Raw genomic sequence first — 25,165 nt, forward strand, 5'->3', positions numbered from 1 at the left:
CGCCGGCCGGGGGCACTCGGCCGAGCAAGTAAGTTGTCCGTGTGAGCGGACAAGAAGCGGTGGACGATCTCGTCCGGTTGCTGGATCTCGAGGCGCTGGGGGAAGACCGGTTCAAGGGCATCAGCCCACCGGTCGGCCCCCAGCGCGTCTTCGGCGGCCAGGTCGCCGCTCAGGCGCTGGTCGCGGCCGGTCGCACGGTCGAGCGCACAAGAACAGTGCATTCCCTCCATGGGTACTTCGTGCGCCCGGGCGACCCCGAGGTACCGATCACCTACAGCGTGGAAAACATCCGCGATGGACGCTCCTTCTCGGTGCGCCGATCGGTCGCGGAGCAGCACGGCAAGGTGATCTTCTTCATGTCGGCGTCGTTCCACCGGCCCGAGGAGGGCCTGGACCACGCCGAGCCCGCCCCGCTCGACGTGCCGGGCCCGGACGAGGTCCCGACGATGGCCGAGCGGTTCGCGAAGTACGAGGACCGGGCCGGCATCTGGGCCGTCCTCCCGCGCCCCATCGACCTGCGCTACGTCGGCGAGCCCGGCTGGGTGCCGGCCGGTGACCGCCCGGCCGAGCCGCGCCAGCGGGTGTGGATGCGCCTGGACGGCAAGCTGCCCGACGATCCGGTGCTCCACACGTGCGTACTCGCCTTCGCCTCCGACCTGACGCTGCTGGACTCGGTCCTGTCGGCGCACGGCGCGGTGTGGGGTCCGGGCGGGTTCATCGGCGCCAGCCTCGACCACGCGATGTGGTTCCACCGGCCGTTCCGCGCCGACGAGTGGTTCCTCTACGACACCGTCAGCCCCTCCGCCTCCGGCGCCCGCGGCCTCGCCACCGGCCGCATGTTCACGCTCGACGGCCGCCACATCGCGACCACCGTGCAGGAGGGCCTGCTGCGCCGCGTCGGCGGCTGAACGCCGAAGAGCCGAAGAGCCGAGCGGCGGCTGAACGCCGAAGAGCCGAAGCGCAAAGCGGCAGCTGAACGCCGAAGAGCCGAAGAGCAGAGCGGCAGCTGAACGCCGAAGAGCCGAAGCCGTGACTCGGGTCCGCGGGACGTGCGGTCCGTTCCTCCCGCGAGACACCGGTCGGCGCCGGGGCGCCTCCCTTCGGCGTCCGCGGTTCCCGCGGTCCGAAAAACGAAAGGCGGTGCCTCGATCTCCGGCGGGCCGAAAGCGGAAGGACCATCGGGGGTTGACGGTAAAGCGCAGGTCGCGTGGCAGGATGAGGGTATGCGCCTTTCGGCCCGAGTGGATTACGCGCTGCGCGCGGTGGCGGAGCTGGCGGCCACGTCGGCCGACGGCAAGCTGGTGACCGCGGACCGCCTGGCGGCCGCCCAGCAGATCCCGCCGAAGTTCCTGGAGAGCATCCTGCTGCAGCTGCGCCGCGGCGGGGTCGTGGTCGCCCAGCGCGGGCCCGAGGGTGGATACCGCCTCGCCCGCCCGTCCGCCGAAATCTCCCTCGCCGAGATCATTCGGGTCATCGACGGCCCCCTGGCGAACGTGCGCGGGCAGCGGCCGGAGGAGCTCGGCTACCACGGCGCGGCCCAGGCCCTGCAGGACGTGTGGATCGCGCTGCGGGCCAACGAGCGGCTGATCCTGGAGACGGTCACCATCGAGGATGTCGTCACCGGCGAGCTGCCGGAGCGGGTCCGCGACCTGGTCGCCGATCCGCGGGCCTGGGTCTGACGAGCGACCGGCGGGCCGCCTGAGGAGCGACCGGCCGGCAGTCCGAAGAGCGACGACCGGCGGGCCTGGGTCTGAGGAGCGCCTGGCGGGCCGCCGGAAGAGCCTGGCGGGCCTGGGTCTGAGGAGCGCCTGGTGGGCCGCTGGAGGAGCGATCGGCGGGCCTGGGTCTGACGAGCGACCGGCGGGCCGCCACGCTGCGGCTGGGCGGTGCATGTCACCTTGCGCACGCCGCACCGCCTCCCCGGCGACACCTGCACCGGCCCCCGCGGATCGCGACGCACCACCGCTGCCCCGGGACGCAGGCGGCCGCGGCCGAGACCTCCGCGGCCGAGGTCGCCGAGACCTCCGTCGCCCTAAGTGCTCTTTTCCTATCGGTTAGCTAGGCGATAGGATCGGCACATGATCGTAGTGGTCTCTGGAAATCCGCGGCCGGGTTCGCGCACGTCGCGCCTGGCCGAAGCGGTCGGCGTCGCGCTGGCCGAGCGCGAAGGGGCGGCCGCTCCGCGGGTCGTCGAGGTGAGTGCGCTCGGCGTCGGGCTGCTGCAGGCCGGCGACGAGGCGGTGGCCGAGGCCGTGGCCGCGCTGCGGGGGGCGAGCCTGCTGGTGATCGCCACCCCGACGTACAAGGGAAGTTACACGGGCGTGCTCAAGGTGCTCATCGACCAGCTGCCCGCCGACGGCCTCAAGGGCATCCCGGCTGTGACCGTGGTCACCGCCGGCATCCAGCCGCAGGCCGACGCGGCCGAGCGCCACCTGCGGGAGCTGCTCGGCGAGCTCAAGGCCGCCCTGGTCGAACCGGGTCTGGCCGTCGCCGAGCCGGAGCTGGCCGACCCGGCCGCGACCGCCGCCGACTACGTGAAGAACCTCGGGCCGCTCGCGTAGCGTCCGGCGTCGCACAAAGCACCAACGTGCACGGCCGCGCGCACGGAGCGCTAGTTCTGCAGGGCCGTGGCGGAGGCGATCAGCGGGTCGTGGTCCCCCTGCGGGCCGCGCTCGATCATCTCGTTGAGCGACCGGGCGATGCTCAGCAGGGCATACGTCTGTGTCACCCGCAGCGTGCGGTCCATCGCCAGGTCGTCGGCCATGTCCAGCTCCGCGCGGATGCTGTGCATGAACCCCTCGGCCGCCTGCAGGTACGGGTCGTGCGCTTTCGACATAATCCGAGGGTAGGTCCGTAACCTGGGCAAAAGGCCGGAAACCGCGGATCAGCGCGGCTGCCAGGCGGCCGGGGGTGTGGTCAGGCGGCGCACGTGGGCGGGCATCCGGCCGCGCACGACGTCGGCCAGGCTGACCTCGTCGAGCACGTTGCGCACCGCGGCCCGCACCGCGACCCAGAGCTGCTGGAGGTGTTCGGCGGTCCCCGAGTACATGGCCTCCTCCGGGCGCACGCCGCGCACCTCGGCCAGGGGGCCGTCGACCGCGCGCAGCACGTCGCCGACCATGATCTCCGAGGGCTGCCGGGTCAGCACGTAGCCGCCGTCGACGCCCCGCTGCCCGCGCACGAGCCCCGCGCGGCGCAGGTCGCCCAGCACCGCCTCGAGAAACTTTCGCGGCATGTCCTGCTCGTCGGCCAGGCCCGCGGCCGACACCACCGCGGGATAGGCCGCGGCGAGCCCGAGTGAGGCGCGAACCGCATAGTCCCCGCGCGCCGAGATGTGCATCGAACTCCTGCCTTTCCGGCCGGGCTGATGGCATTGGTGTCCGGTACCAATATGGACGGTGGCCGCTCGCGCGTGATCGCCGGGGTAGCGTTGTCGGATTATGCGGACCGAAGAACCGCGGCGGGGCGCCGATCACAACGTCATGCGCGAGGTCAACCGCTCGCTGGTGCTGGCCCTGGTCAAGGAGGGTGGACCGGTGTCGCGGGCGAGCATCGCGCGGTCCACGACCCTGGCCAAGCCGACCGTGTCGGCGATCGTCGACGAGCTGATCGCCGAGGGCCTGGTCCGCGAGATCGGCCCCGGCTCGACCGCGGTCAGCGGCGGGCGCCCGCCGATCCTGCTGGAGTTCAACGCCCGCTCCCTGCTCGTCGTCGGCGTGCACATCGGCGCCCGGCGGACCACGATCGCGATCGGCGACGCCACCGGCGAGGAGGTCGCCCGCCGGGAGCTGGAAACCCCCAAAACGCAAGATCCCGCATTGGTACTGTCACAGGTCGCCGCGGAAGCGAAGGACGCGATCGCCGGCGCGGGGCTGCCGGGCGCGAAGATCGCAGCGGTCGGCGCGGTGCTGCCCGGCCTCACCGACTTCCACGCCGGCGTCTGCCTGCTCGCCCCCAACCTCGGCTGGCGCGACGTGCCGGTCCGCGACCTGCTCGCGGCCGCCCTGGACGACGCGCCGGTGTACGTGCACAACGCGGGTCAGGCGGCCGCTGTCGCCGAGAACCTCGAGGGCGCCGGGGAGCGGGTCGGCGACCTCGCGCTGCTGTACACCGGGACCGGTCTGTCCGCCGGGGTGCTGTCGGACGGCCGCGTCTTCCACGGCGTCGGCGGGACGGCCGGCGAGATCGGGCACAACGCGGTGCCGGGCAACACCGAGCCCTGCAACTGCGGCAAGGTCGGCTGCCTGGAGACCGTCGCGTCGGGCCCGGCGATCGTGCGGGCGGCCCGCCGGGCGGGGCTGGACGGCTTCGACGCCCGGGACGTGACCGCGGCCGCGCGGGCCGGCGACGAGGTGGCGCGGCGGGTGATCGCGGAGGTGGGTGAGCACCTCGGGCTGGCGGCTTCGTGGCTCATCAACGCGTACAACCCGGCATTGGTCGTTGTGGGCGGTGGTTTAGCCGCCATAGGGGATCTGCTGCTGGACCCGCTGCGGGCCGCCGCGGCGAAGCACGCCCTGGCCCCGGCCCTGCGCGGGGTCGAGATCCGGGCGTCGAAGCTGGGCCCGGACGCGGAGGTGCGCGGCGCCGTGCTCCTGGCGTTGCAGCACTCGGAGACGTACTACCGGGTGGTCTTCCGGGCCTGAAATGGGGTTAGTCATTTTCTTGAACTAACCCCCGGGCGCGGCGTAACGTGTGCGGCAACCCGCCAACACACCCCCGCCCGCGAAGAGGTTTCCATGAACGATTACCAGCCCCAGCGCGAAGACAAGTTCTCCTTCGGGCTCTGGACCGTCGGCTGGCAGGCCCAGGACGTCTTCGGCGGCCCGACCCGCGCGCCGCTGGACTCCGTGGAGGCCGTGCACCGCCTCTCCGACCTCGGCGCCGCCGCCGTCACGTTCCACGACGACGACCTGTTCCCGTTCGGCAGCGACGACGCGACCCGCGACAAGCTCATCGGCCGGTTCAAGGACGCGCTCGGCGAGACCGGCATCCGGGTGGAGATGGTCACCACCAACCTGTTCAGCCACCCGATCTTCAAGGACGGCGGGTTCACGTCCAACGACCGCGCGGTGCGGCGCTTCGCCATCAAGAAGGTCCTGCGCAACATCGACCTCGCGGCCGAGCTGGGGGCCGAGACCTACGTGCTGTGGGGCGGCCGCGAGGGCGCCGAGTCCGGTGGGGCCAAGGACGTGGCGGCCGCCCTCGACCGCTACCGCGAAGGCCTCAACCTGCTCTGCCAATACGTGCGCGAGCAGGGGTACGACATCCGCTTCGCCCTGGAACCCAAGCCGAACGAGCCCCGGGGCGACATCCTTCTGCCGACCATCGGCCACGCCCTCGCGCTCATCTCCACCCTCGACGAGCCCGACCGGGTGGGCCTCAACCCCGAGGTCGGTCACGAGGAGATGGCCGGCCTCAACTTCGCGCACGGCATCGCCCAGGCCCTGTGGCACGGCAAGCTGTTCCACATCGACCTCAACGGGCAGCACGGCCCGCGGTTCGACCAGGACCTCCGCTTCGGCGCGGGCAACCTGCGCGGCGCGTTCTGGACCGTCGACGTGCTCGAGACCGGCGGCTACACCGGCTACCGCCACTTCGACTACAAGCCCCCGCGCACCGAGGACTACGACGGCGTCTGGGCGACCGCGGCCGCCTGCATGCGCAACTACCTGATCCTGCGCGACAAGGTCCGCGCCTTCCGCGCCGACCCGGACGTGGCCGCCGCCCTCGCCGCCGCCCGCGTCGACGAACTGCAGCAGCCGACCCTGGCCGCCGGCGAGACCATCGCCTCGCTGCGCAAGGAGGAGTTCGACGTCGACCAGCTCGCCGCCCGCGGCGGCGCGTTCGAGGTCCTCGACCAGCTCGCCATGGAGCACCTCCTCGGGGTCCGTTCATGACCGGTCCGCTGTTCGGCGGATCGCCCGGCGACTTGCTGGCCGAGGTCGACCGCGGCCTCAGCCGGCGCTTCGCGGGCGCGTCGGCGCCGCAGCCTGCGCGGGGTGCGTTCGTGGCCGGTGCGCTGCGGCGTGGAACGGGCGGCGTCCTCGCGCCGCGCGGTGCCGGCGGCGCGGACGGCCGGGCGGAGGCGGTGGCATGACGCTGGTCGCCGGGGTGGACACGTCCACCCAGTCGACGAAGGTGCTGGTCTGCGACGCGGACACGGGCGCGGTGGTGCGGGAGGGGCGGGCCGGGCATCCGGACGGCACCGAGGTCGCGCCCGCGCACTGGTGGGAGGCGTTCCAGGCGGCAACGGCGGGCGGGCTGCTCGACGGGGTCGCGGCGATCGGTGTCGGCGGTCAGCAGCACGGCATGGTGCTGCTCGACGAGGCCGGTGAGGTCGTCCGCGACGCCCTGCTGTGGAACGACACCCGCTCCGCGGGCGCGGCCACGGACCTCATCGCCGAGCTCTCCGGCGGCGCGGGCGGCTGGGCCGACGCCGTCGGGCTGGTGCCGGTGGCCAGCTTCACCGTCACCAAGCTGCGCTGGGTCGCCGAGCACGAGCCCGCCGTGGCCGCCCGGGCCGCGTCGGTCATGCTCCCGCACGACTGGATCACGCACCGGCTCCGCGCCGGGGGCGGCGACCCGACCACCGACCGGGGCGACGCCTCCGGCACCGGATACTGGTCACCGGCGACCGGTGAGTACCGCACCGACCTGCTGCGTCTCGGCTTCGGCCGGGACCTGGCCCTCCCGCGCGTGGCCGGCCCGGCCGAGGTGGTGGGCGAGACCGCGGCCGGAGCGCTGCTGGCCGCGGGCACGGGCGACAACATGGCGGCGGCGCTCGGGCTCGGCCTGGGCCCCGGCGACCTGGTGGTGTCCCTGGGCACCTCCGGCACCGTCTTCGGGGTGAGTGCCGCCCCGATCGGCGACCCGACCGGCACCGTGGCGGGTTTCGCCGACGCGACCGGGCTGTACCTGCCGCTGGTCGCCACGCTGAACGCGGCCCGCGTCCTGACCGCCGTGGCCGCCCTGCTGGGCGTGTCACTGTCCACGCTGGACGAGCTCGCCCTGGCCGCCGAGCCGGGCGCGGGCGGGCTGACCCTCCTGCCATACCTGGACGGGGAGCGCACACCCAACCGGCCCGACGCGCGCGGCCTGCTCAACGGCCTCACCCGCGGCAACGCGAGCCCGTCGAACTTGGCGCGGGCCGCGTACGAGGGCATGCTGTGCGGGCTCGCGGACGGTCTGGATGCTGTGCGGGCGCTGGGAGTACCAGTGCGGCGGGTGTTGCTCATCGGCGGTGCGGCCGCGTCACCAGCCGTGCGGGCGATCGCGCCGGGTCTGCTCGGTGTGCCGGTCAGCGTGCCGGCGCCGGGGGAGTATGTGGCGTTGGGCGCGGCCAGGCAGGCGGCGTGGGCGCTGCGGGCCACCCCCGACGCCCCGGCGTGGCCCGTGTCAGCCGTCGAAGCCGAGGGCGCAGCGACCGCCGGCGTCCGCGAGGTGTACGCCGACGTACGCGACCGCGCCGACCCTCTCCTGCACTGAAGTGTTCTCGCGTTGACTTCAACGTAGGTTGAGGTAGCAGGCTTGCCGGCATGCTCGAATTCAGCGACGTGGAACAGGCGTACCTGGCCACCCAACGGCTGGGACGCCTGGCCACGATCTTGCCAAGCGGCTACCCGCACAACAACCCGGTAGGCTTCGCCTACAACGCCGCGCTGGGCACGATCGACATCGGCGGCCACAACTTGGGCGCGAGCAAGAAGTTCGCCAACGTGCGCGCGAACCCGAAGGTAAGTTTCGTGGTGGACGACATCGCGTCTTACACCCCCTGGCAGGTCCGAGGCGTGGAAATCCGAGCCGAAGCCGAAGCCCTCGCCGACACGGACCCACTACACCCGGGCCTGAGCCGCGAACTCCTCCGCCTCCACCCGACCCGAATCCGCAGCTGGGGCCTGCTGACCCCGGTCCCTTGAACCGTCGCCCACCCCCACGCCCCCACGCCGACCGTGGGCGGGTAGGTCAGGGGGAGTGGGTCAGGTCGGGAGGGTGTCCATGGCTCGGTAGATGCGGACGTCGGAGATCGGGTAGGCGGTGCCCAGGGATTGGGCGAAGAGGCCTACTCGGAGTTCTTCGATCATCCAGCGGATCTCGCGGAGTTGGGGGGTCATCGGCGTCGACGACAGGAGTTGGTCGTACTCCTTCTGGACTTCCTGGACCGTCAGCATCCGGTCGCGGTCTCGGGCCGTGTCCGTCGGCACCTTCTCGAGGCGTTTTTCGATGGCCCTCAGGTAGCGTTCCAAGTCCGGTAGGCGTTGCCAGCCGGTGTCGGTGACGAAGCCTCGGTAGACCAGCCGTGCCAGCTGGCCGCGCATGTCGGTCAGGGCCGGCAGCAGGAGCGGGTTCTTCGTGCGGGCCAGGCGCTGCTCCACGTCGTACGACGCGGCCAGGATCTTGCGCACGCTGCCCACGATGTCCAGCGTCAAGTCGACCAGGTCGGCTCGGACCTTGTCGCGTAGCGCGGTGAACGCGGCCTCGTCCCACGCCGGGCCGCCCGCGTCGGTCATGAGCTGGTCGATGGCGGCGGCGGCGCAGTCGTCCAGGAGGTCCACGGCGTTGCGGTGCGGGTTGCGGCTCAACGCCAGCTTGTCGGTGTTGGAGAGGCGGCCCTGCACGAAACGGGCCGGGGGTGGGAGGGTGAGCTGCAGGAGGCGGCGGGTGCCGCGCCACATCTCGTACTCCTGGCGGGCGGGTATGTCGAACGCCTGGACCGCGACCGACTCGCCCTCGTCGACGAGGGCCGGGTAGACGGTCAGGGTGTGGCCGGCGACGGTGCGGTCGAGGCGGCGGGGCAGGGTGCCGAACTCCCAGCGCGTCGTGCCCTTGCGCACGACGTCGACGGCGGCCTCGGCGACCGTTTTCTCGAGGCGGGGGGCCAGGCGTGCTCGCAGTACCCCCAGATCTTTGCCTTCGCCCAGAACCTGGCCGGCGTCGTCGACGATCCGGAACGTCATCTTGAGGTGCTCCGGGACCTTGGACCAGTCCCACTCGGCTCGCGGCACCGAGATGCCGGTCATCCGGCGCAGGGCCAGCTCCAGGGAGTCGAGCAGGTCGGCGGCGCGGGGTGGCATGTCGAGCAGCGCGTCGCGGGCGGTGTCGGGGGCGGGGACGAAATTGCGGCGGGTCGCCTTCGGCAGGGACTTGATGAGCGCGGTCACCAGGTCTTCGCGCAGGCCGGGGACCTGCCAGGCGAAGTCGGCGTCGCGCACCGAGCCCAGCAGCGGAAGTCCGATGTGGACGGTTACGCCGTCGGCCTCCCGGCCCGGTTCGAACTGATAGGTGAGGGCGAAGCGGCGGCCGTCCTGCTCCCAGGCGTCCGGGTACTGCTCCTGCCGTACCACATCCACACCCGCATTGACGAGCATCGCCAGGTCGAACGTCAGCAGCTCGGGGGAGTCGCGGCGGGTCTTCTTCCACCAGCTGTCGAAGTGCCGGCCGGAGACGACCTCGGCGGGGAGCCGGTTGTCGTAGAAGTCGAAGAGGGTCTCGTCGTCGACGAGGAGGTCACGGCGGCGGGCCCGGGCCTCGAGCTCCTCGACCTCCTCGAGCAGGCGGCGGTTTTCGGCGAAGAACGCGTGCTGGGTCTCCCAGTCGCCCTCGACGAGCGCGTGGCGGATGAACAGTTCCCGGGACAGTTCGGGGTCGATCCGGCCGTAGTTGACCTTGCGGTTGGTGACGATCGGCACGCCGTAGAGGGTGACCCGCTCGATCGCCATGACCGCGGCCTGTTTGCGCTCCCAGTGCGGCTCGCTGTACTGCCGCTTCACCAGATGCTGGGCCAGGGGTTCGATCCACTCCGGTTCGATCTTCGCGGCGACCCGGGCCCAGAGGCGGGTGGTCTCGACCAGCTCGGCCGCCATCACCCAGCGCGGGGTCTTGCGGAACAACGCCGAACCGGGGAAGACGGCGAACTTGGCGTTGCGGGCGCCGAGGTACTCGTGCTTGTCCCCGTCCTTCAACCCGATGTGCGACAGCAGCCCGGCCAGCAGGGAGACGTGGATCGGGTAGGCGGCCGCCGGCTCCTCGTTGGGTGTCACGTCCATCGTCTTGAGGACCTGGCGGAGCTGGCTGTAGATGTCCTGCCACTCGCGGACCCGCAGATAGTTCAGGTATTCGGCCCGGCACAGCTTGCGGAACTGGTTGCTGGAGAGCTCCCGCTGCTGCTCCTGCAGGTAGTTCCACAGGTTGATGAAGCCGGTGAAGTCGGAGTCCTTGTCGGCGAACCGGGCGTGCGACTGCTGGGCCTGGGCCTGCTTGTCGGCCGGGCGCTCACGCGGGTCCTGAATGGACAGTGCCGCGGCGATCACCATGACCTCGCGGACGGCGCCGTTCTTCTCGGCCTCCAGGACCATCCGGGCCAGCCGCGGGTCGACCGGCAGCTGCGACAGCCGCCGCCCGAGCGGGGTCAGGGTCGGCCCCGGCTCCAGCGCGCCGAGCTCCTCGAGGAGCTGCACACCGGCGGTGACATTGCGCTTGTCGGGCGGGTCGATGAACGGGAACGCGCCGAGGTCGCCCAGGCCGAGCGAGATCATCTGCAGGATGACGGAGGCCAGGTTGGTGCGCAGGATCTCCGGGTCGGTGAACTCGGGCCGGGCGTTGAAGTCGTCCTCGCTGTAGAGCCGGACGCAGATACCGTCGGAGGTGCGCCCGCAGCGGCCCTTGCGCTGGTTGGCCGAGGCCTGGGAGACCGGCTCGATCGGCAGGCGCTGGACCTTCAAGCGGTGGCTGTACCGCGAGATCCGGGCCGTTCCGGGGTCGACGACATACTTGATGCCGGGGACGGTCAGCGAGGTCTCGGCCACGTTGGTGGCGAGCACGACCCGGCGCCCGCGGTGCGGCTGAAACACGCGGTGCTGCTCGGCGAAGGAGAGCCGGGCGAACAGCGGCAGGATCTCGGTGCCGGGCAGGTCCAGTTTGGTCAGCGCGTCGGCGGTGTCGCGGATCTCCCGCTCGCCGGAGAGGAAGACGAGCACGTCGCCGGGGCCCTCGTCCTGCAGCTCCATGACGGCCAGGGCGATGGCGTCGAACTGGTCGACCTCGTCCTCGCCCTCGTCCGGCGCCGCCAGCGGGCGATACCGGACCTCGACGGGGTAGGTGCGTCCGGACACCTCGACGATCGGGGCGTTGCCGAAATGCCGGGAGAACCGCTCGGGGTCGATCGTGGCCGACGTGATGATGAGCTTGAGGTCGGGGCGGCGAGGCAGGAGCTGCTTGAGGTACCCCAGGATGAAGTCGATGTTGAGGCTGCGCTCGTGGGCCTCGTCGATGATGAGGGTGTCGTACTTGCGCAGCAGCCGGTCCTGCTGGATCTCGGCCAGCAGGATGCCGTCGGTCATCACCTTGACCATCGTCTGCTCCGACGACTGGTCGGTGAAGCGCACCTTGAACCCGACCGTCGCCCCGAGCTCGGTGTGCAGCTCCTCGGCGACCCGCTCGGCCACGGTCCGGGCCGCGATCCGCCGCGGCTGGGTGTGCCCGATCTGGCCGGTGACGCCGCGGCCGAGCTCCAGGCAGATCTTCGGCAGCTGGGTCGTCTTGCCCGACCCGGTCTCCCCGGCGACGATCACCACCTGGTGGTCGCGGATCTGCTCGAGGATCTCGTCCTTGCGCTGGCTGACCGGCAGCTGCTCCGGGTAGGTGATCTCCGGCCGGGCGGCCCGGCGGGCGGCGACGCGCTGCTCGGCCCGCTCGACGTCGGCCTTGATGGCCTCGGCGATGCCCTGGGCGTTGCGCGAGCGCTTCGCCCCGTCGATCCGGCGCCGCAGCCGGTGCTGGTCCTGGGGCATCAACCCGGCGAGGCGAGCGCGCAGCTCGGTCAGGCTGGTCGGCGGGGGCGTTTCAGACATGGCGTCCGCAAGCTTAGGCACACGCGCGGGCAATTGCCCGTCGATTTTTCCCCCAGGGCCCCGCCCGATGTGACGCTTAGTCACACCAGTCACTAATGTCACACCCATGGCCTCCCCCGCGGTCCCCTCGCAGCCGACGCCGCACGGTTCGGCGCCGCCCCGTCAGGCTCCGCGGCACGCCGCCCCGGGAAGGACGTTCGACGCCGGCACGTTCGCGACCGGCGCCTTTCCGATGGTGTCCGCGGCCCGCCCCGGCCCCGCCCGGCCGCGCCCGCCCAAGGCCCTGACGCTTGGCACGGTTGACGAGGACGACCTCCGCGACGACGCCGCCTACCAGGCCATCGGCTTCTACGACCTGGCGCTGACCGGCCGCAGCGCGAAGTCGGCGCAGTTCGTCCAGTGCCGCTTCAACCGCACGGATCTGACCGGCACCGCCCTGTCCGGCGCGATCCTCACCGACTGCCTGCTCGAGCGGACCGCCCTCGACCACGTGCACGCCGACCACTCCGTCCTGCACCGCGTCACGCTGCGCGACTGCGGCCTGGCCGGGCTGCAGTGGCTGGGCGGCACGCTGCGGGACGTGACGGTCCGCGACTGCCGGGCCGAGCGCAGCGTGTTTCGCGACGCGCAGCTGCACTCGGTGTTCTTCACCTCGACCGACCTGGTCGGCGCCGACTTCACCGACGCCGACCTGACCGGGGCCACGTTCAGCGGCTGCGACCTGTCCGGGGCGGTGTTCACCGGCGCCAACGCGACCGGCGCCCGCTTCGAGTCCTGCACCATGGCCGGCGCCACCGGCATCCAGGGCCTGGCCGGCGCCACGATCGCCGGCGCGGACGTCGACGAGCTCGTCGGCCTCTTCGCCCACGCCCTGGAGATCACCCTGACGGAGGACTGACCGCCGGCTGATCGAGGACTGACGGCAATCCGACTATCGCTTGTGCGCCGTCACCTCGATCTCGATCTTCATGCGGGGATCGGACAGGCCGCACACCTGCATGGTGGCGGCCGGGCGGACGTCGCCCAGCCAGCGCCGCAGCACCGGGAAGCACGGCTCGAAGTCGGCCGCGGACGGCAGCAGGTAGCGGACCCGCACCACGTCGGCCGGGGTCGCGCCGGCCTCCTCGAGCGCGGCGTCGATGTTGCGCCAGCACTGCTCGGCCTGCTCGACCACGTCGTCCGAGATCGTCATCGCCGCGTAGTCGAACCCGGTCGTCCCGGACACGTGCACCCAGTCGCCGTCGACGACCGCCCGGGAGTATCCGATCTCCCGCTCGAACGTGGACCCGCTGGAAATCAACCGCCGCTCGCTCATGCCTCGACGCTAGACTGCAGCTGCCCCAGCTGTCGCATGAGATCGACATCGTCACTCATCACCCAGATGTCGGTGATGAGCCCGTCGCGCACGGTCAGGATGTCGTTGACCCGGATCCGCAGTTGCCGGCCCGTCGCCTCGACCCGGCCGAGGGGTGTGTCGTAGGGGCCGACGTGCCGCACGTGCATGTAGAAGCCGATGACGATCTGGTCGCCGGTCTCGATCCGGTGCACCAGCTCCGTCCGCCGGTCCGCGAACGCCGTCTGGAGCGCCCACGCCCGCGCGGCCAGCCCCTCGGCGGTGACGGGGGCGCCGTTCACCGGGACGGGGTCGGCGTAGTACTTCCGGAAGTCCGCCGCCACACTGGGCTGATCCCACAGTGCCAGCACCGCATCGAGGTCCATGGCTCGATGGTCCCGGAAAGCGATCGGTTTCCAGGCATGCTTGTCGGCATGCCGTCGACCTTCACGCGCGCTGAACTGCTGGCCGCCGCCGACCGTCTCTTACCGGACGTCATCGCGCCCGGGCTCGACGTCCTGCTCTGCGGCATCAACCCGGGCCTGTGGTCGGCGGCGACCGGCCACCACTTCGCCCGCCCCGGCAACCGCTTCTGGCCGGCCCTGCACCGCTCCGGCTTCACCCCGCGCCAGCTCCGCCCGGACGAGCAGGACCGGCTGCCGACCTGGGGCCTGGGCATCACCAACCTGGCCGCCCGGGCCACCGCCCGCGCCGACGAGCTCACCCGCGCGGAGCTGACCGCGGGCGCCGAGATCCTGCGGGCGAAGGTCGCCGAGTACGCACCGCGCTGGTTGGCCGTCCTGGGCGTCACCGCCTACCGGACGGCGTTCGGCATCCAGGGCGCCAAGGTCGGCCCGCAGGACGCGACCGCGCTCGCCCCGACGCGGCTGTGGATCCTGCCCAACCCGAGCGGCCTGAACGCCCACTACCAGCTGGCGGACCTGGCCGCGGAGTTCGGCCGCCTCCGCGCAGTGGTGAAGGATCAGGAGAGCTCCGCCGGGGGCTCGTAACGGGACACGCGCTCGGCCAGGAGCCGGCCGAAGACGCCGCTGGGCCGCCCGCAGTCGGCGCAGACGAAGTTGTCGTCCAGCCGCGGCCCGCCGCAGTGGTCGCACACGCCCCGGTCCCGCGGGTCCTGATACCGCAGCAGCGCCTCGGTCAACGCCTTGACCACCGGCGCCCGCAAGGCGATGACCTGCTCCCCGACCCGCACCGAGGCCACCGCCGGCCCGGGCGCCGGGTCGAACACGTCGAGCCGCGCGTTGAACTGCCGCAGCGCTTCGGCGACCACATCGTCCATCCGCAGCACCCTACCGCTCATGGCAGCAGCAGGTTCACGTCCCCGAACTCGTGCCACAGGTAGCGCGTGCGGACCGCCTCGGCGTACGCGGCGCCCAGCACGCACCCGGACGAGACCGCCGCCAGCAGGTCGAGGTGCGAGGCGCGGGGCTCGTGGAAGCCGGTCAGCAGTCCGTCGACGGCGGCGACGCCGCGCTGCGGGGTGACGATCAGCTCGGTGTACCCGGTGCGGGCCGCGACCCGCCCGTCGGGTGCCGCGGTGCTCTCCAGGGCCCGCACGGCGGTGGTGCCGACGGCGATGACCCGCCCACCGGCGGCCCGGGTGTCGTTGACCAGGCGGGCGGTGGTCTCGGGGACCGTGAACCACTCCGGGTAGGGCCGCTCGTGCGCCTCCGGCGAGGCGACCCCGGTGTGCAGGACCAGCGGCGCGAACCGCACGCCCGCCGCGACCAGGCGGGTCACGACCCGCTCGCTGAACGGCCGGGCCGCGCTGGGCATCTCGGCGCTGCCGGGCTCGCGGGCGAAGACGGTCTGGTAGGCGGCGAGGGGCCACCGCCGGCGGACGTACGGGTATCGGATCGGCTCGCCGTAGCGCCGCAGGAACTCGGGCACGGGGACGTCCGTGCGCACCGTCGCCGCCCACAGGCGCCCGTGCGTGTACGGCTCCTCCAGCGTGACGCTCGCCCCGCCCGGGAGCCGCAGTTCGCCGGGCGCACCGGGGTGCGGGTGCCGGTCCCCGTCGCGGACTTCGACGGCCCACCGCCCGTCCGGCAATCGGGTGGAGAAGTGCAGTCGCAGCGGTACCCCCACCACCCGCACCGAAGCCGCGAGCGTCCCGGACGTGTTGACCACCAGCACGTCCCCGGGGCGCAGCAGCTCCGGCAGGTCCGTGAACCGCCGGTGGGCGACACCGTCGGGGGACGCGACGAGCAGCCGCACCCCGTCCCGCGCCAGCCCCCGGGCCTCCGGCGGCTCGTGCGCCTCCAGCTCCGCCGGCAGCGCGAAGTCCAGCACCGCGGTCACAGCTTGACCCGCCCGGACGCGGGCCGCTCGGCGAGCAGCGCGAGGAACGCGGGCATCACCGACTCGGGCCGCGGCCGGTCGCTGATGTCCTGGCCCGGGAACGCCTCCTGGTGCATCCGGGTCCGCAGGTCGCCGGGGTCGACGCACCACACCCGCAGCTTCGGCTCCTCCGCCGCCAGGACGTTGCTGAGCTGCTCGACCGCGGCCTTGGCGGCGCCGTAGCCACCCCAGCCCGGGTAGGCGCCCGTGGCCGCGTCCGAGCTGATGTTCACGACGGCGCCACCGTGGTCGCGCAGGGCCGGCAGGGCCAGCTGGGTGAGGGCGAGCGGCGCGACGACGTTGACCTCGAACACGCGGCGCAGCTCGGCGTCCGGGTAGTCGGCCAGGAACGGCTGCGGGCTGGGCCCGAGGATGCCTGCGTTGTTGACGAGCAGGTCGAGCCGGCCGGTCTCCAGCGCGGTCTCGACCAGCAGCCCGCGGTGCCACGAGTCGGTGACGTCGCCGGGGACGTGCCCGCGCCGCTGGGCGGTCAGGCTGCGCCCGTCGCCGATGACCGTCCAACCGGCGCCGGTGAGCGCCGCCGCGATGGCCTGACCGAGGCCGCGGGAGATGCCGGTGACGATGGCGGTTGGCTTGTTCATGCCACCCAAGGTATTGAGGGCCCGAGCCGGGGGCATCGGGCCGTGGACCGGTGCGGCCCTGGTCCTTTGGACCTACGTCAGGGCCGGTCCCAGGACCGAGCAAACGCAGCCCCGGCATCGGTACCGTGGAGCACATGGCCGGATGCGATCGGGACGAGCTGCGCGAGGTGAGCGCGGCGGTGCTGGCCGTCACCGCCCACCGCTCGGTGCGCGAGGTCCTGCAGACGATCGTCGCCGCGGCCCGGCGGCTCCTCGGCGCGCAGTACGCCGCGCTGGGCATCCCCGACGGCAACGGCTCGTTCCGCGAGTTCCTGGCCGACGGCCTCACCGCCGAGCAGTGGCGCCGCATCGGCCCGATCCCGCGCCAGCACGGCCTGCTCGGCGCGATGCTGCGCGACCCCGACCCGGTCCGCACGGCCGACATCCGCACGCACCCGAGCTTCGAGGGCTGGCCCAGCGGCCACCCCGAGATGGCCGACTTCCTCGGCATGCCCATTGTGGACGGTGCCGAGATCCTGGGCGAGCTGTTCCTGGCCAACAAGCACGGCGGCCCGTTCGACGCCGGCGACGAGGAGCTGCTGAAGCTCCTGGCCGCGCACGCCGCGATCGCCATCGTCAACGCCCGCCTCTACGAGCGCGGCCGCGAGCTGTCCATTGTGGAGGAGCGGCAGCGGATCGCCCGCGAGCTGCACGACGCGGTGACGCAGAAGCTGTTCAGCCTCCGGCTCACGGCCGACGCCGCGCTCGCGCTGATCGGGCGCGACCCGGCCCGCGCGGCCGCGGAGCTGGACGTCGTGCGGCGGCTGGCGGCCGAGGCGACCGCGGAGCTCAAGGCCATCGTCGTCGGTCTCCGCCCGATCGATCTGGCCGGTGAGGGCCTCGGCTCGGCCCTGCGCCGGCAGATCGAGCTCCTGCGGCGGGTACACCCGGCGGAACTGTCCTTTCAAGCCGACGCCCTCCCGCCCCTCACGGCCGCGTCCGAGGAGGCGGCCTACCGGGTGGCCCAGGAGGCACTGCACAACGCGCTGCGCCACGCGGCCGCGACGGCGATCACCGTGGAACTGCGCCGCGCGCCGCCGGGCGTGACCCTGACCATCGCCGACAACGGCCGCGGCTTCGCCCTCGCCGAGCAGCCGGGCCGGCTGGGGCTGGCCTCGATGCGCGAACGGGCCCGGGCCGCCGGCGGCCGGCTCCTGATCTCCTCGGCGCCGGGCGACGGCACGGTCGTCACGATGGAGGTGCCGGGTGCCTGAGCCGATCCGAGTCCTCGTCGTGGACGACCATCCGGTGGTACGGCAGGGACTGCGCACCTTCCTCGACGTGCAGGACGACATCGTGGTGGTGGGCGAGGCCGCCGACAGCGCGGGCTGCGTGGCGGAGGCGGCCCGCACCGACCCGGACGTCATCCTGCTGGACCTGCGCATGCCCGGCGGCGACGGCGTACAGGCCCTGCACGACCTGGCGGCGGCCGCGGCCCGGGCCCGGGTCCTGGTCATCACCAGCTTCACCGAGCCGGCCGCGGTCCTGCCGGCCGTGCGCGCGGGCGCGGCCGGCTACGTGTACAAGGACGTCGACCCACCGGCCCTGGCCGCCGCGATCCGGGCCGTCCACGCCGGCCACGTCCTGCTCAACCCCGAGGTGGCCCGCCTGCTGACGGACGGCGGCCCGGCCGAGGGGGTGCGCCTGACCGCCCGCGAGCGCGAGGTCCTGGCCGAGGTCGCGCGGGGGCGCTCCAACCGCGAGATCGCCCGCGCCCTGGGCCTGGCCGAGAAGACGGTCAAGACCCACGTGAGCGCGATCCTGACCAAGCTCGGCGTCCAGGACCGCACCCAGGCCGCGCTGTACGCGGTCCGCAACGACCTCGGTTAGCGGCTTTTTTCGAGGGCCTCGTCCAGGATCGCCAGGCCGCGGTCGATCTCCTCGTCGGTGCTGGTCAGGGGCGGGGCGATGCGGAACGTGCCGCCCATGCCGGGCAGCTGCACGACGTTCATGTGCAGGCCCAGCTCCAGGCAGCGGCGGGTGACCTCGGCGCCCAGCCGCTCCGCGCCGGTCTTCGCGGCGCGGTCGGTGACGAGCTCGAGGCCCTGCAGCAGGCCGCGGCCGCGTACGTCGCCGACCGCCTCGTGGCGGGACCGCAGCTCCAGCAGGCCGCGCCGCAGCCGCTCGCCCAGCTCGGCCGCGCGCCGGTCGAGGCCGTCGCGCTCCAGGATGTCGAGCACGGTGTTGCCGACCGCGGCCGGCAGGGGGTCGCTGACGTGGGTGGTGTAGAAGAGGAAGCTGCGCTCGTACGCCCGCTGCTCGATCTCCTCCGACGTGACCACGGCGGCCAGGGGCAGGCCCGCGCCCAGGGTCTTGGAGAGCGTGATGATGTCGGGGACGACGCCGTCGCGCTCGAACGCATACCAGGTGCCGGTCCGGCCCAGCCCGGTCTGGGCCTCGTCGAGGATCAGCAGCATCCCCCGCTCCCGGCATTGCTCGAGCAGGCGGCGGAGGTACCCCACGGGCGGCTCGATGACACCGCCCGAGCTCAGGATCGGCTCGACCAGGCAGGCCGCGGGCGCACCGGTGGACTGGGCGTCGAAGAGTGCGAACGCGTGGTCGAGCTGCCGCTCCCAGTCCAGCGAACCGTCGGGCCGGGTGAAGTCGGGCCGGTAGCTGTCCGGGGCCGGGATGGCGAAGTTGCCCGGGGCGGGCGGGCCGTAGCCGCGGCGGCCCGCGCTGTAGGTGGCGCCGGCCGCGGCCTGGGTCATGCCGTGCCAGGAGCGGGCGAAGGACACGATCTCGTAGCCGCCGGTGACGAGCTTCGCCATGCGCACGGCCGCCTCGTTGGCCTCGGCGCCGGTGGTCAGCAGCAGCGTCTTGCTCAGCGGGTCGGGCAGCGACTCGGCCAGCCGCCGGGACAGCTCGACCACGGGCCGCGACAGCATGCCGCTGAACAGGTGGTCGAGCTCGCCGACCTGCCGCCGGACCGTCGCCACGATCTCCGGGTGGGAGTGCCCGAGGATGGCGCTCATCTGCCCCGACGTGAAGTCGAGGATCCGCCGCCCGCTCTCGGTGATCACGTGGCTGCCCTCGGCCCCGACGATGATCTCGGGGGTGAATGCCGCGCCGTAGCGCACGACGTGCCGCTCGACGTCACTCCAGAAGTCCGCCATGCCCCGACGCTACGACCGCGCACTGTGCAGTTCCAGCGCACATTTGCGGACAGCGTGTTCGGTCACGTAGAACAAAGGGGTGCTCGACCCGTGGCGGCTGAAACTGCTCGGCGACCTCGCCGCGCTGGGCACCGTGCGCGCGGTCGCGCAGGCCGCCCACCTCAGCCCGTCGACGGTCTCGCAGCAGCTCGCGGTGCTGGAGCGGGAGGCCGGAGCGCGGCTGTTCGAACGGGCCGGGCGCCGCCTGCGCCTGACCGAAGCCGGTCTCGTGCTGGCCCGGCACGCCCGCACGATCCTCGACCAGATGGAGACCGCGAAGGCCGAGCTGGCCGGCCTCGACACCACCGGCCGGCTGACGATCGGGGCGTTCACGAGCGCCCTCAACACGTTCGTCCTGGTCGCCGTCCAGCGGCTGCGCGCGGACGCGCAGGGCCTGCGCGTGGACCTGCACGAACTCGACCCGACCGAGGGCGTCCCGGCCCTGCGCCGGGGCGCGTGCGACGTCGCCGTGACCGCGGACCTGTTCGACGGCACCGCCCCCGTCGACGACGACATCGTGCACACCCCGCTCACCACCGACCGCGTGGTCCTGGTGACCGCCGCCGACCCAGCCTCCCACCCGGGCGACATTTCGAACTTGTCGGATTATTCGGATGCGCTGTGGTCCGCGGAGCGGCCGGGCTCGTGGACGCACGACCTCATCACCCGCGCCGGGCGGCGGGCCGGGTTCGAGCCGGACCTCACCGCCCTGTTCGCCTCCTACGGGCCGCTCCTGGCCCACGTCGAGGCCGGCCTGTCGGTGACGCTGCTGCCGGAGCTGGCCGTCGACCCGCGCTACGACGTGACCGCGCACCCGCTGCGCGAACCCCTCGAACGCCGGATCACCGCGGCCGTGCGCGCGTCGGCCGCGGGACGGCCCGCGATCGTCAGGGTCGTGGCCGCGCTGCGCGCAGCTGCTCCAGCACCAGCGGGTCGATAGCGTCGGCGGCGAGGCGCTCCTCCAGGTTCTCGACGCCGGCCCACGCGTCGAGGGAGTCGTAGCCGAGCGCTTGCACCCGGGCCCGCACCTCCTGCGCCAGGTCGCCGTCGAGCGGTAGGAGGGTGGTGGGGTCGGGCTTGTTGAAGTACAACTCCCAAAGGCTTATCAATGCACCGATCCGGCCGACCGGGTCCGGGTCGTCGTCGACGCGCAGGTCGACCTCGGTGTCGGCGGCTCCGCCGTAGCCCGCGCCCCGGCGCACCGAGTAGACGGCCGCGCTCTGCCGGCCGCGGCTGTCCCCGCCCGCGGCGTCCCCGGCGGCCAGGGCGGCGTGCAGGCGCCGGGGCAGGCTCGCGCCGGCACTCGCGAGCCAGGCCCGCTCCATCTCCGCGACGACCTCGGGGCCGGTCAGGATGTTGCCCTGGATCGCGTACCCGTCGCCGGTCACTCCGCCGGCCCAGGCGAAGCACTCCGGGCCCGTGTAGGACGCGCCCGGGCCGGTCGCGGCGACGACACCGACCTGGCGCTGGGCCCGGCCCGGATCGGCGGCGGTGAGGCCGGCGATCGCGTCGGCGGCGGCGGTGCCGGTCCGCAGCAGCGCCAGGCCCTGCTCCCGATACGCCAGGTTCGCGTACGCCTGCGTGGCGAGCGCCCCGGCCCCGGTCGCGGCGGCCGGGACGACGGCCCCGACGGCGAGGAACTTGCTGGCCACGGCCACGCCGAGGGACTGTCCGTCGGCCGAGCGCCCGACGATCGAGAACGTCATGCCGACACGGTACGGCAATAGTTCACATCGAAAGCTTTCCGGAGCTCGCGACGACACCGGGCGGCTGGGACAGGCACACGAACGGCCCGCGGACCCCGGCGCTGAACCGCTCGGCCGCCCGCAGCGCCGTCTCCACCCGCCGCTGCGGCGCCATCCGCGACTGCGCGGTCGCGAACAGGGCGCCGAGCGCGATCTCGTCGCCCACACCGACCGCCGCGTAGCCGTCGGCCGCCTCGGCCACCTGGTAGTCATCGTGCACCGTGAACAGCCGGCCCTTGACCCCGACCAGGAACGTGCCGCCCTCCTCGCGCTCGCTGTCGCGGCGGGCCCAGCCGCCGGCCTTCAGGCATTCGCGGACCGCGTCGATGAACCGGGTCGCCATGAAGCGCTCGATGTCGCCGACGGGTTTCGGGGGCTTCAGCGAGTAACGGATCAACTGCCCCATGCGGAAGGACGTGGTGAAGCCGAAGAGGTACCCGTTGTTGTGGAACACCTTCGAGTCGGCCCGGACGGTCAGGCTCCAGCCCGAGGCGCCCGCGCTGTCGCCGCCGATGTACACGGTCCCCTGGTGCACCAGGCCCACGATCGCGGTCATGCCGCACCGCCGGTCGACGGTGTTTCCGTGCCCGGTCGGGCGCGGGCGTGGCGGGCCGGGCCGTCTTCGCCCCCGGCCCGGGCGTGGCGGGCCAGGCCGTCGAGCATCAGGTCGAGGGCGAACGCGAAGCGCTCGTCGCCACTGCCCTCGATCATCGTCGGGGCCAGGGCGACCAGATTGGGGAACTCGTCGGCGGGGAGGCTCGCGAGGTAGTCGCGGACCTGGTGCAGGTAGGGCTCGGCGTCGGCCTCGGACTGCCGGCCCAGGTCGGCGTGGACGGCCTGCTCCAGGGAGTCGGCGACGATGACCATCGACATCTGATCCATGCTCCACGCACAGATCCGGTCCGGAATACCGGCCCCCCGCAGCACCGCCAGCATCGCTTCGGTATAACGCAGCGAGTTGGGCCCGGTCGGGATGTTGGCCCGGGCCACCCGGACCAGGTCGCGATGGGCGACGAAGACGTTGCGGCTGGCGAAGCAGCTGGCCTTGACCTCGGCCCGCCAGTCGGGCGCGTCCGCGCGGGGCAGCGGGATCTCGCCGACGACCCGGTCGAGGAGCTGCTCCAGCAGTTCGTCCTTGTTGGCGAAGTACACGTAGAGCGACGCCGGCCCGGTGCCCAGCTCGTGCGCCACCCGCCGCATGCTCACCGCGTCGAGCCCGTCTCGGTCGACCAGGCGCAGGGCCGTGCGCAGCACCGCCTCCGCGCTCAGGGGCTGGCGGTCGGCCGGAGCTTTCTTCGGCGCCCGCCACGGTGGGGCGGGGATGGCGGCAGACGGCACCTCGACATACTACTGACCTCCGCCTTGACACGAACAGTGTTCGCGCGTAGAACGGTGTTCGTGAAAACCGAACAGCGTTCGTACTGGTGGGTGCTCGCCATCGTGCTCGCCGCCGAGATCATGGACCTCCTCGACGCCACGGTCATCGCGATCGCGGGCCCGTCGATCCGGACCGACCTCGGCGGCGGCACCGCGTTCCTGCAGTGGCTCGCGGCCGGCTACACCCTGGCCTTCGCCATCGGCCTCGTCACCGGCGGCCGCCTCGGCGACATCTTCGGCCGCCGCCCCATGTTCCTGGCCGGCGCGGCCGGCTTCACCCTCATGTCGCTGCTCTGCGCGGTCGCGCCCGGCCCGGCCTGGCTGGTCGCGTTCCGGGTGCTGCAGGGCCTCTGCGGGGCGGTGCTCATCCCGCAGGGCCTCGGCCTGATCAAGGCCGCGTTCCCGCCCGACAAGCTCGGCGCCGCGTTCGGCGCGTTCGGCCCCGTGATGGGCCTGTCCGCCGTCGGCGGCCCGATCCTGGCCGGGGTGCTCGTGGACGCCGACCTGTTCGGCACCGGGTGGCGCGCCATCTTCCTCATCAACCTGCCGGTCGGCCTGGCCGCATTGTTCGCAGCGGCATTGGTACTGCCTCGAACCGCCGGCCGCGACCCCGCCCTGCGCCTGGACCTCCCCGGCACCGCCCTCCTGGCCACCGCCCTGCTGCTGCTCGTCTACCCGCTCGTGCAGGGCCGCGAGCTGGGCTGGCCGTGGTGGTGCTGGGCCGCGATGGCCGCGTCGCTGCCGGGCCTGTGGCTCTTCACCCGCTACGAGCGCCGCCGCGTCCGGGCCGGCCGCAGCCCCCTCGTCGAGCCGTCCCTGCTGGCCAAGCGGCGGTTCAATGCCGGGCTGGTGGTCGGGCTCATCCTGTTCGCCGGGATGATGGGGCTGTCACTCATACTCAGCGTGTACCTCCAGCTGGGTCTCGGTTTCAGCCCGCGTCGCGCCGGCCTCACCCAGGCGCCGTGGGCCCTCGGCACCGCCCTGGGCGCGGTCGCCGCCTACAGCCTCAACGCCCGCTTCGGCGGTAGGAAGGTCCTCGTCGGCGGCACCGCGGTCATCGCCCTCGGCGCCGGGCTGTTCCTCGCCTTCCAGGGTCCGTGGTCGATGCTGCCGGCGCTGCTGGTCCTCGGCGTCGGCATGGGCGCCTCGATGACCCCGTACTTCGACCTGGTCCTGGCGGCCGTCGACGAGCACGAGGTCGGCTCCGCCTCCGGCACGCTGACCGCCGCCCAGCAGATCGGCGGTGCGATGGGCGTGGCCTGCCTCGGCACCGCGTACTTCTCCTGGGGCTCGCTGGACCGCGTCCTGTGGCTCGAGCTGGCCCTGCTGGTCGTGGCGGCCGCCCTGTGCTTCCTGCTGCCGGCCAGGGCGAGGCAAGAGGCTCCCGAGCCCGCTGGTGCGCAAGCGGAACTTGTTGCGGGTTAGCCCCGCCGCAGCCTGGGCACAAGGTGGATACGGGCGAGAGGAGAAACCATGACGTCCACCTTGAGTAACCGCCCGGCCGCGGCGCCGGCGTTGCCTACACCCGACCGCTCCGCGGCCTCGACCGCCTCCACCACTTCGACCGCGTTCACCACATCGAGCGCTTCCGCCGCCTCGACCGCTTCGACCGCCGAGCTCGTGAAGCTCGCCGCCGAGCAGGTCTCCACGCTGGTCCGCGACGAGCTGAAACTGGCCCAGATCGAGCTCACCGAGAAGGGCAAGCGGGCCGGCCTCGGCGTCGGCATGTTCGGCGGGGCCGGGGTCGTGGCGCTCTACGGCGTCGGCGCCCTGCTGGCCGCGCTCATCATCGGCCTGGCCGCCGTGATGCCGGCCTGGCTGGCCGCGCTGATCGTCGGCGTCGTGCTGTTCGCGGTGGCCGGCGTCCTCGCGTTGCTGGGCAAGGGCCAGGTCAAGCGGGCCGTCCCGGCGATGCCGCAGGAGACCGTCGCCAACGTGAAGGCCGACGTCGACACGGTGTCAGCGTCGCTGAAGCACCACAACCACAACGGCCACAACGGGAGCACCCGATGACCGCGACGGACTCGCAGCACAGCTCCAACGGCCACACCCCGACCACCCCGGAAGCCCTGCGCGCCGAGATCAAACGCACGCGGGCCGGCCTGGGCGAAACGGTCGAGGCGCTGGCCGCGAAGGCCGACGTGAAAGCCCGCGCCCAGGAGGCCGTGCACACGACGGTCGAGAACGCGAAGGAACGCGTGCACTCGTCGGTGGAGGCCGCGAAACTCCGCATGCGCGAGGGCGCCGGTCAGGTGGCCGTCAACGCCGCCTACGCCGGCCGTGAGCTGCGCACCAACCCGAAGACCACGATGCAGACAGCCATGCGCCGCCTGCTCGACTCGGCCCGCGAACACCCGGCCCCCTGGATCGTAGGCTCCGCCCTGCTGGTCCTGGCCGGCGTGATCGGCTACCGCAGCCACCAGGACGACATGTGAACAAGATTCTCTACAAGCCGTTCAGCATCGCCTTCAGCGTGGCCGGCGGCATCGCGGCCGGTGTGGTCTTCAAACAGGTGTGGAAACGTCTGTCGGGCGAACCGGAAGCCCCCGAGGCCACGTCCCAGGAGTACGGCTGGGGCGAGGTCCTGGCCGCCGCCGCGCTGCAGGGCGCCATCTTCGCCGTCGTGAAGGCCGCGATAGACCGAGGCGGCGCCGCCGGAGTCCGCCGCCTGACCGGCGACTGGCCCGACTGAAGCTGCGGAAACGAG

The 25,165-nt window shown here is 72.7% G+C and carries 29 protein-coding genes; 17 read left to right on the forward strand and 12 right to left on the reverse strand.

Going from position 1 to position 25,165, the window contains the following annotated elements; genetic code table 11:
- The first annotated feature begins 41 nt into the window (after positions 1–41).
- From ACIA8L_RS14340 to ACIA8L_RS14350, 3 genes are all read left to right on the forward strand, one after another.
- The gene (locus tag ACIA8L_RS14340) at positions 42–908 is read left to right on the forward strand and encodes an acyl-CoA thioesterase (protein WP_395904326.1); all 867 of its coding nucleotides are present in this window, start codon (positions 42–44) and stop codon (positions 906–908) included.
- A 315-nt stretch (positions 909–1,223) separates the two neighbouring features.
- A complete protein-coding gene (locus tag ACIA8L_RS14345) occupies positions 1,224–1,679 on the forward strand; it encodes an RrF2 family transcriptional regulator (protein WP_395904328.1) in 456 nt (151 codons plus the stop codon).
- Between the two features lie 399 nt (positions 1,680–2,078).
- Positions 2,079–2,561, forward strand: a complete 483-nt coding sequence (locus ACIA8L_RS14350; protein ID WP_395904329.1) for an NADPH-dependent FMN reductase — start codon at positions 2,079–2,081, stop codon at positions 2,559–2,561.
- 50 nt (positions 2,562–2,611) lie between these two features.
- Here ACIA8L_RS14350 and ACIA8L_RS14355 read toward each other — a convergent pair whose 3' ends face one another.
- Positions 2,612–2,836, reverse strand: a complete 225-nt coding sequence (locus ACIA8L_RS14355; protein ID WP_395904331.1) for a hypothetical protein — start codon at positions 2,834–2,836, stop codon at positions 2,612–2,614.
- 48 nt (positions 2,837–2,884) lie between these two features.
- Entirely contained in the window at positions 2,885–3,340 is a 456-nt protein-coding gene (locus ACIA8L_RS14360; RefSeq protein ID WP_223102116.1) for an Rrf2 family transcriptional regulator, read from the reverse strand.
- A gap of 100 nt (positions 3,341–3,440) precedes the next feature.
- Between ACIA8L_RS14360 and ACIA8L_RS14365 the strand changes: the two genes are divergently transcribed.
- From ACIA8L_RS14365 to ACIA8L_RS14385, 5 genes are all read left to right on the forward strand, one after another.
- The gene (locus ACIA8L_RS14365) at positions 3,441–4,643 is read left to right on the forward strand and encodes an ROK family protein (protein WP_395904333.1); all 1,203 of its coding nucleotides are present in this window, start codon (positions 3,441–3,443) and stop codon (positions 4,641–4,643) included.
- 93 nt (positions 4,644–4,736) lie between these two features.
- The gene (gene xylA / locus ACIA8L_RS14370) at positions 4,737–5,897 is read left to right on the forward strand and encodes a xylose isomerase (protein WP_395904335.1); all 1,161 of its coding nucleotides are present in this window, start codon (positions 4,737–4,739) and stop codon (positions 5,895–5,897) included.
- Positions 5,894–6,097, forward strand: a complete 204-nt coding sequence (locus tag ACIA8L_RS14375; protein WP_395904337.1) for a hypothetical protein — start codon at positions 5,894–5,896, stop codon at positions 6,095–6,097. Before xylA ends, ACIA8L_RS14375 begins: the two co-directional genes overlap by 4 nt.
- Positions 6,094–7,485: a xylulokinase gene (gene xylB / locus ACIA8L_RS14380; RefSeq protein ID WP_395904338.1), complete on the forward strand. Its 1,392-nt coding sequence runs from the start codon at positions 6,094–6,096 to the stop codon at positions 7,483–7,485. The genes ACIA8L_RS14375 and xylB overlap by 4 nt, the downstream gene beginning before the upstream one ends.
- A 50-nt stretch (positions 7,486–7,535) precedes the next feature.
- Entirely contained in the window at positions 7,536–7,916 is a 381-nt protein-coding gene (locus ACIA8L_RS14385; protein ID WP_395904340.1) for a PPOX class F420-dependent oxidoreductase, read from the forward strand.
- A 60-nt stretch (positions 7,917–7,976) separates the two neighbouring features.
- Here the strand turns inward: ACIA8L_RS14385 and hrpA are convergent, their stop codons facing one another.
- Complete coding sequence (gene hrpA / locus ACIA8L_RS14390) at positions 7,977–11,846, reverse strand: ATP-dependent RNA helicase HrpA (RefSeq protein ID WP_395904342.1); 3,870 nt, start codon at positions 11,844–11,846, stop codon at positions 7,977–7,979.
- A gap of 106 nt (positions 11,847–11,952) precedes the next feature.
- Here hrpA and ACIA8L_RS14395 point away from each other — a divergent pair, with 106 nt between their 5' ends.
- The gene (locus tag ACIA8L_RS14395) at positions 11,953–12,744 is read left to right on the forward strand and encodes a pentapeptide repeat-containing protein (protein ID WP_395904344.1); all 792 of its coding nucleotides are present in this window, start codon (positions 11,953–11,955) and stop codon (positions 12,742–12,744) included.
- A 33-nt stretch (positions 12,745–12,777) separates the two neighbouring features.
- Here ACIA8L_RS14395 and ACIA8L_RS14400 read toward each other — a convergent pair whose 3' ends face one another.
- Positions 12,778–13,161, reverse strand: coding sequence for a RidA family protein (locus ACIA8L_RS14400; protein WP_395904346.1), 384 nt, complete (start codon positions 13,159–13,161; stop codon positions 12,778–12,780).
- The gene (locus ACIA8L_RS14405; protein WP_395904348.1) at positions 13,158–13,565 is read right to left on the reverse strand and encodes an ester cyclase; all 408 of its coding nucleotides are present in this window, start codon (positions 13,563–13,565) and stop codon (positions 13,158–13,160) included. Before ACIA8L_RS14405 ends, ACIA8L_RS14400 begins: the two co-directional genes overlap by 4 nt.
- 48 nt (positions 13,566–13,613) lie before the next feature.
- On the opposite strand from ACIA8L_RS14405, the gene mug reads away from it, so the two are divergent.
- Positions 13,614–14,189, forward strand: coding sequence for a G/U mismatch-specific DNA glycosylase (mug, locus tag ACIA8L_RS14410; RefSeq protein ID WP_395904350.1), 576 nt, complete (start codon positions 13,614–13,616; stop codon positions 14,187–14,189).
- Here the strand turns inward: mug and ACIA8L_RS14415 are convergent.
- From ACIA8L_RS14415 to ACIA8L_RS14425, 3 genes are read right to left on the reverse strand one after another with little or no spacing between them, the layout of a single operon-like run.
- The gene (locus ACIA8L_RS14415) at positions 14,162–14,479 is read right to left on the reverse strand and encodes a hypothetical protein (RefSeq protein WP_395904352.1); all 318 of its coding nucleotides are present in this window, start codon (positions 14,477–14,479) and stop codon (positions 14,162–14,164) included. The two genes, mug and ACIA8L_RS14415, sit on opposite strands and share 28 nt — an antisense overlap.
- Positions 14,480–14,496: 17 nt before the next feature.
- Positions 14,497–15,501 (reverse strand): S-adenosylmethionine:tRNA ribosyltransferase-isomerase, encoded by a 1,005-nt coding sequence (locus ACIA8L_RS14420; protein WP_395904353.1) that lies wholly within the window; start codon positions 15,499–15,501, stop codon positions 14,497–14,499.
- Positions 15,498–16,142 carry an SDR family oxidoreductase gene (locus tag ACIA8L_RS14425; RefSeq protein ID WP_395904355.1) on the reverse strand — a complete coding sequence of 215 codons (645 nt, stop codon included), beginning with the start codon at positions 16,140–16,142 and terminating at the stop codon, positions 15,498–15,500. Before ACIA8L_RS14425 ends, ACIA8L_RS14420 begins: the two co-directional genes overlap by 4 nt.
- Positions 16,143–16,276: 134 nt before the next feature.
- Between ACIA8L_RS14425 and ACIA8L_RS14430 the strand changes: the two genes are divergently transcribed.
- Positions 16,277–17,395 (forward strand): GAF domain-containing sensor histidine kinase, encoded by a 1,119-nt coding sequence (locus ACIA8L_RS14430; RefSeq protein ID WP_395904357.1) that lies wholly within the window; start codon positions 16,277–16,279, stop codon positions 17,393–17,395.
- Complete coding sequence (locus ACIA8L_RS14435) at positions 17,388–18,011, forward strand: response regulator (protein WP_395904359.1); 624 nt, start codon at positions 17,388–17,390, stop codon at positions 18,009–18,011. Before ACIA8L_RS14430 ends, ACIA8L_RS14435 begins: the two co-directional genes overlap by 8 nt.
- Here the strand turns inward: ACIA8L_RS14435 and ACIA8L_RS14440 are convergent.
- On the reverse strand, positions 18,008–19,297 hold the full coding sequence (locus ACIA8L_RS14440) for an aspartate aminotransferase family protein (protein ID WP_395904361.1): 1,290 nt from the start codon (positions 19,295–19,297) through the stop codon (positions 18,008–18,010). The genes ACIA8L_RS14435 and ACIA8L_RS14440 overlap by 4 nt on opposite strands.
- Before the next feature lie 79 nt (positions 19,298–19,376).
- Here ACIA8L_RS14440 and ACIA8L_RS14445 point away from each other — a divergent pair, with 79 nt between their 5' ends.
- The gene (locus ACIA8L_RS14445) at positions 19,377–20,276 is read left to right on the forward strand and encodes a LysR family transcriptional regulator (RefSeq protein WP_395904363.1); all 900 of its coding nucleotides are present in this window, start codon (positions 19,377–19,379) and stop codon (positions 20,274–20,276) included.
- Here ACIA8L_RS14445 and ACIA8L_RS14450 read toward each other — a convergent pair.
- Genes ACIA8L_RS14450 through ACIA8L_RS14460 form a run of 3 tightly spaced genes read right to left on the reverse strand, consistent with a single transcriptional unit; the run spans position 20,224 to position 22,419 of the window.
- Positions 20,224–21,042 (reverse strand): DUF1028 domain-containing protein, encoded by an 819-nt coding sequence (locus ACIA8L_RS14450; protein ID WP_395904365.1) that lies wholly within the window; start codon positions 21,040–21,042, stop codon positions 20,224–20,226. The genes ACIA8L_RS14445 and ACIA8L_RS14450 overlap by 53 nt on opposite strands.
- A 22-nt stretch (positions 21,043–21,064) precedes the next feature.
- Complete coding sequence (locus ACIA8L_RS14455; RefSeq protein ID WP_395904367.1) at positions 21,065–21,637, reverse strand: hypothetical protein; 573 nt, start codon at positions 21,635–21,637, stop codon at positions 21,065–21,067.
- Positions 21,634–22,419, reverse strand: a complete 786-nt coding sequence (locus ACIA8L_RS14460) for a TetR/AcrR family transcriptional regulator (protein WP_395904369.1) — start codon at positions 22,417–22,419, stop codon at positions 21,634–21,636. Before ACIA8L_RS14460 ends, ACIA8L_RS14455 begins: the two co-directional genes overlap by 4 nt.
- A 60-nt stretch (positions 22,420–22,479) precedes the next feature.
- Between ACIA8L_RS14460 and ACIA8L_RS14465 the strand changes: the two genes are divergently transcribed.
- Genes ACIA8L_RS14465 through ACIA8L_RS14480 form a run of 4 tightly spaced genes read left to right on the forward strand, consistent with a single transcriptional unit; the run spans position 22,480 to position 25,150 of the window.
- Entirely contained in the window at positions 22,480–23,883 is a 1,404-nt protein-coding gene (locus ACIA8L_RS14465; RefSeq protein WP_395904371.1) for an MFS transporter, read from the forward strand.
- Positions 23,884–23,931: 48 nt separating this feature from the next.
- Complete coding sequence (locus tag ACIA8L_RS14470) at positions 23,932–24,471, forward strand: phage holin family protein (RefSeq protein ID WP_395904373.1); 540 nt, start codon at positions 23,932–23,934, stop codon at positions 24,469–24,471.
- Entirely contained in the window at positions 24,468–24,893 is a 426-nt protein-coding gene (locus tag ACIA8L_RS14475; protein WP_395904375.1) for a DUF3618 domain-containing protein, read from the forward strand. Before ACIA8L_RS14470 ends, ACIA8L_RS14475 begins: the two co-directional genes overlap by 4 nt.
- Positions 24,890–25,150, forward strand: coding sequence for a DUF4235 domain-containing protein (locus ACIA8L_RS14480; RefSeq protein ID WP_395904377.1), 261 nt, complete (start codon positions 24,890–24,892; stop codon positions 25,148–25,150). Before ACIA8L_RS14475 ends, ACIA8L_RS14480 begins: the two co-directional genes overlap by 4 nt.
- Positions 25,151–25,165 lie beyond the last annotated feature (15 nt).

It is taken from the genome of Dactylosporangium sp. NPDC051541, assembly GCF_044454505.1.
GTDB lineage: Bacteria > Actinomycetota > Actinomycetes > Mycobacteriales > Micromonosporaceae > Dactylosporangium.

Coding starts and splice junctions, on each gene's coding strand:
- ACIA8L_RS14415 (WP_395904352.1), bottom strand. CDS start 14,479: ATGGACGATGTGGTCGCCGAAGCGCTGCGGCAGTTCAACGCGCGGCTC.
- ACIA8L_RS14385 (WP_395904340.1), top strand. CDS start 7,536: ATGCTCGAATTCAGCGACGTGGAACAGGCGTACCTGGCCACCCAACGG.
- ACIA8L_RS14470 (WP_395904373.1), top strand. CDS start 23,932: ATGACGTCCACCTTGAGTAACCGCCCGGCCGCGGCGCCGGCGTTGCCT.
- ACIA8L_RS14400 (WP_395904346.1), bottom strand. CDS start 13,161: ATGAGCGAGCGGCGGTTGATTTCCAGCGGGTCCACGTTCGAGCGGGAG.
- ACIA8L_RS14450 (WP_395904365.1), bottom strand. CDS start 21,042: ATGACGTTCTCGATCGTCGGGCGCTCGGCCGACGGACAGTCCCTCGGC.
- xylA (WP_395904335.1), top strand. CDS start 4,737: ATGAACGATTACCAGCCCCAGCGCGAAGACAAGTTCTCCTTCGGGCTC.
- ACIA8L_RS14360 (WP_223102116.1), bottom strand. CDS start 3,340: ATGCACATCTCGGCGCGCGGGGACTATGCGGTTCGCGCCTCACTCGGG.
- ACIA8L_RS14455 (WP_395904367.1), bottom strand. CDS start 21,637: ATGACCGCGATCGTGGGCCTGGTGCACCAGGGGACCGTGTACATCGGC.
- ACIA8L_RS14365 (WP_395904333.1), top strand. CDS start 3,441: ATGCGGACCGAAGAACCGCGGCGGGGCGCCGATCACAACGTCATGCGC.
- ACIA8L_RS14350 (WP_395904329.1), top strand. CDS start 2,079: ATGATCGTAGTGGTCTCTGGAAATCCGCGGCCGGGTTCGCGCACGTCG.
- xylB (WP_395904338.1), top strand. CDS start 6,094: ATGACGCTGGTCGCCGGGGTGGACACGTCCACCCAGTCGACGAAGGTG.
- mug (WP_395904350.1), top strand. CDS start 13,614: ATGCCGTCGACCTTCACGCGCGCTGAACTGCTGGCCGCCGCCGACCGT.
- hrpA (WP_395904342.1), bottom strand. CDS start 11,846: ATGTCTGAAACGCCCCCGCCGACCAGCCTGACCGAGCTGCGCGCTCGC.
- ACIA8L_RS14355 (WP_395904331.1), bottom strand. CDS start 2,836: ATGTCGAAAGCGCACGACCCGTACCTGCAGGCGGCCGAGGGGTTCATG.
- ACIA8L_RS14345 (WP_395904328.1), top strand. CDS start 1,224: ATGCGCCTTTCGGCCCGAGTGGATTACGCGCTGCGCGCGGTGGCGGAG.
- ACIA8L_RS14405 (WP_395904348.1), bottom strand. CDS start 13,565: ATGGACCTCGATGCGGTGCTGGCACTGTGGGATCAGCCCAGTGTGGCG.
- ACIA8L_RS14375 (WP_395904337.1), top strand. CDS start 5,894: ATGACCGGTCCGCTGTTCGGCGGATCGCCCGGCGACTTGCTGGCCGAG.
- ACIA8L_RS14395 (WP_395904344.1), top strand. CDS start 11,953: ATGGCCTCCCCCGCGGTCCCCTCGCAGCCGACGCCGCACGGTTCGGCG.
- ACIA8L_RS14440 (WP_395904361.1), bottom strand. CDS start 19,297: ATGGCGGACTTCTGGAGTGACGTCGAGCGGCACGTCGTGCGCTACGGC.
- ACIA8L_RS14425 (WP_395904355.1), bottom strand. CDS start 16,142: ATGAACAAGCCAACCGCCATCGTCACCGGCATCTCCCGCGGCCTCGGT.
- ACIA8L_RS14430 (WP_395904357.1), top strand. CDS start 16,277: ATGGCCGGATGCGATCGGGACGAGCTGCGCGAGGTGAGCGCGGCGGTG.
- ACIA8L_RS14475 (WP_395904375.1), top strand. CDS start 24,468: ATGACCGCGACGGACTCGCAGCACAGCTCCAACGGCCACACCCCGACC.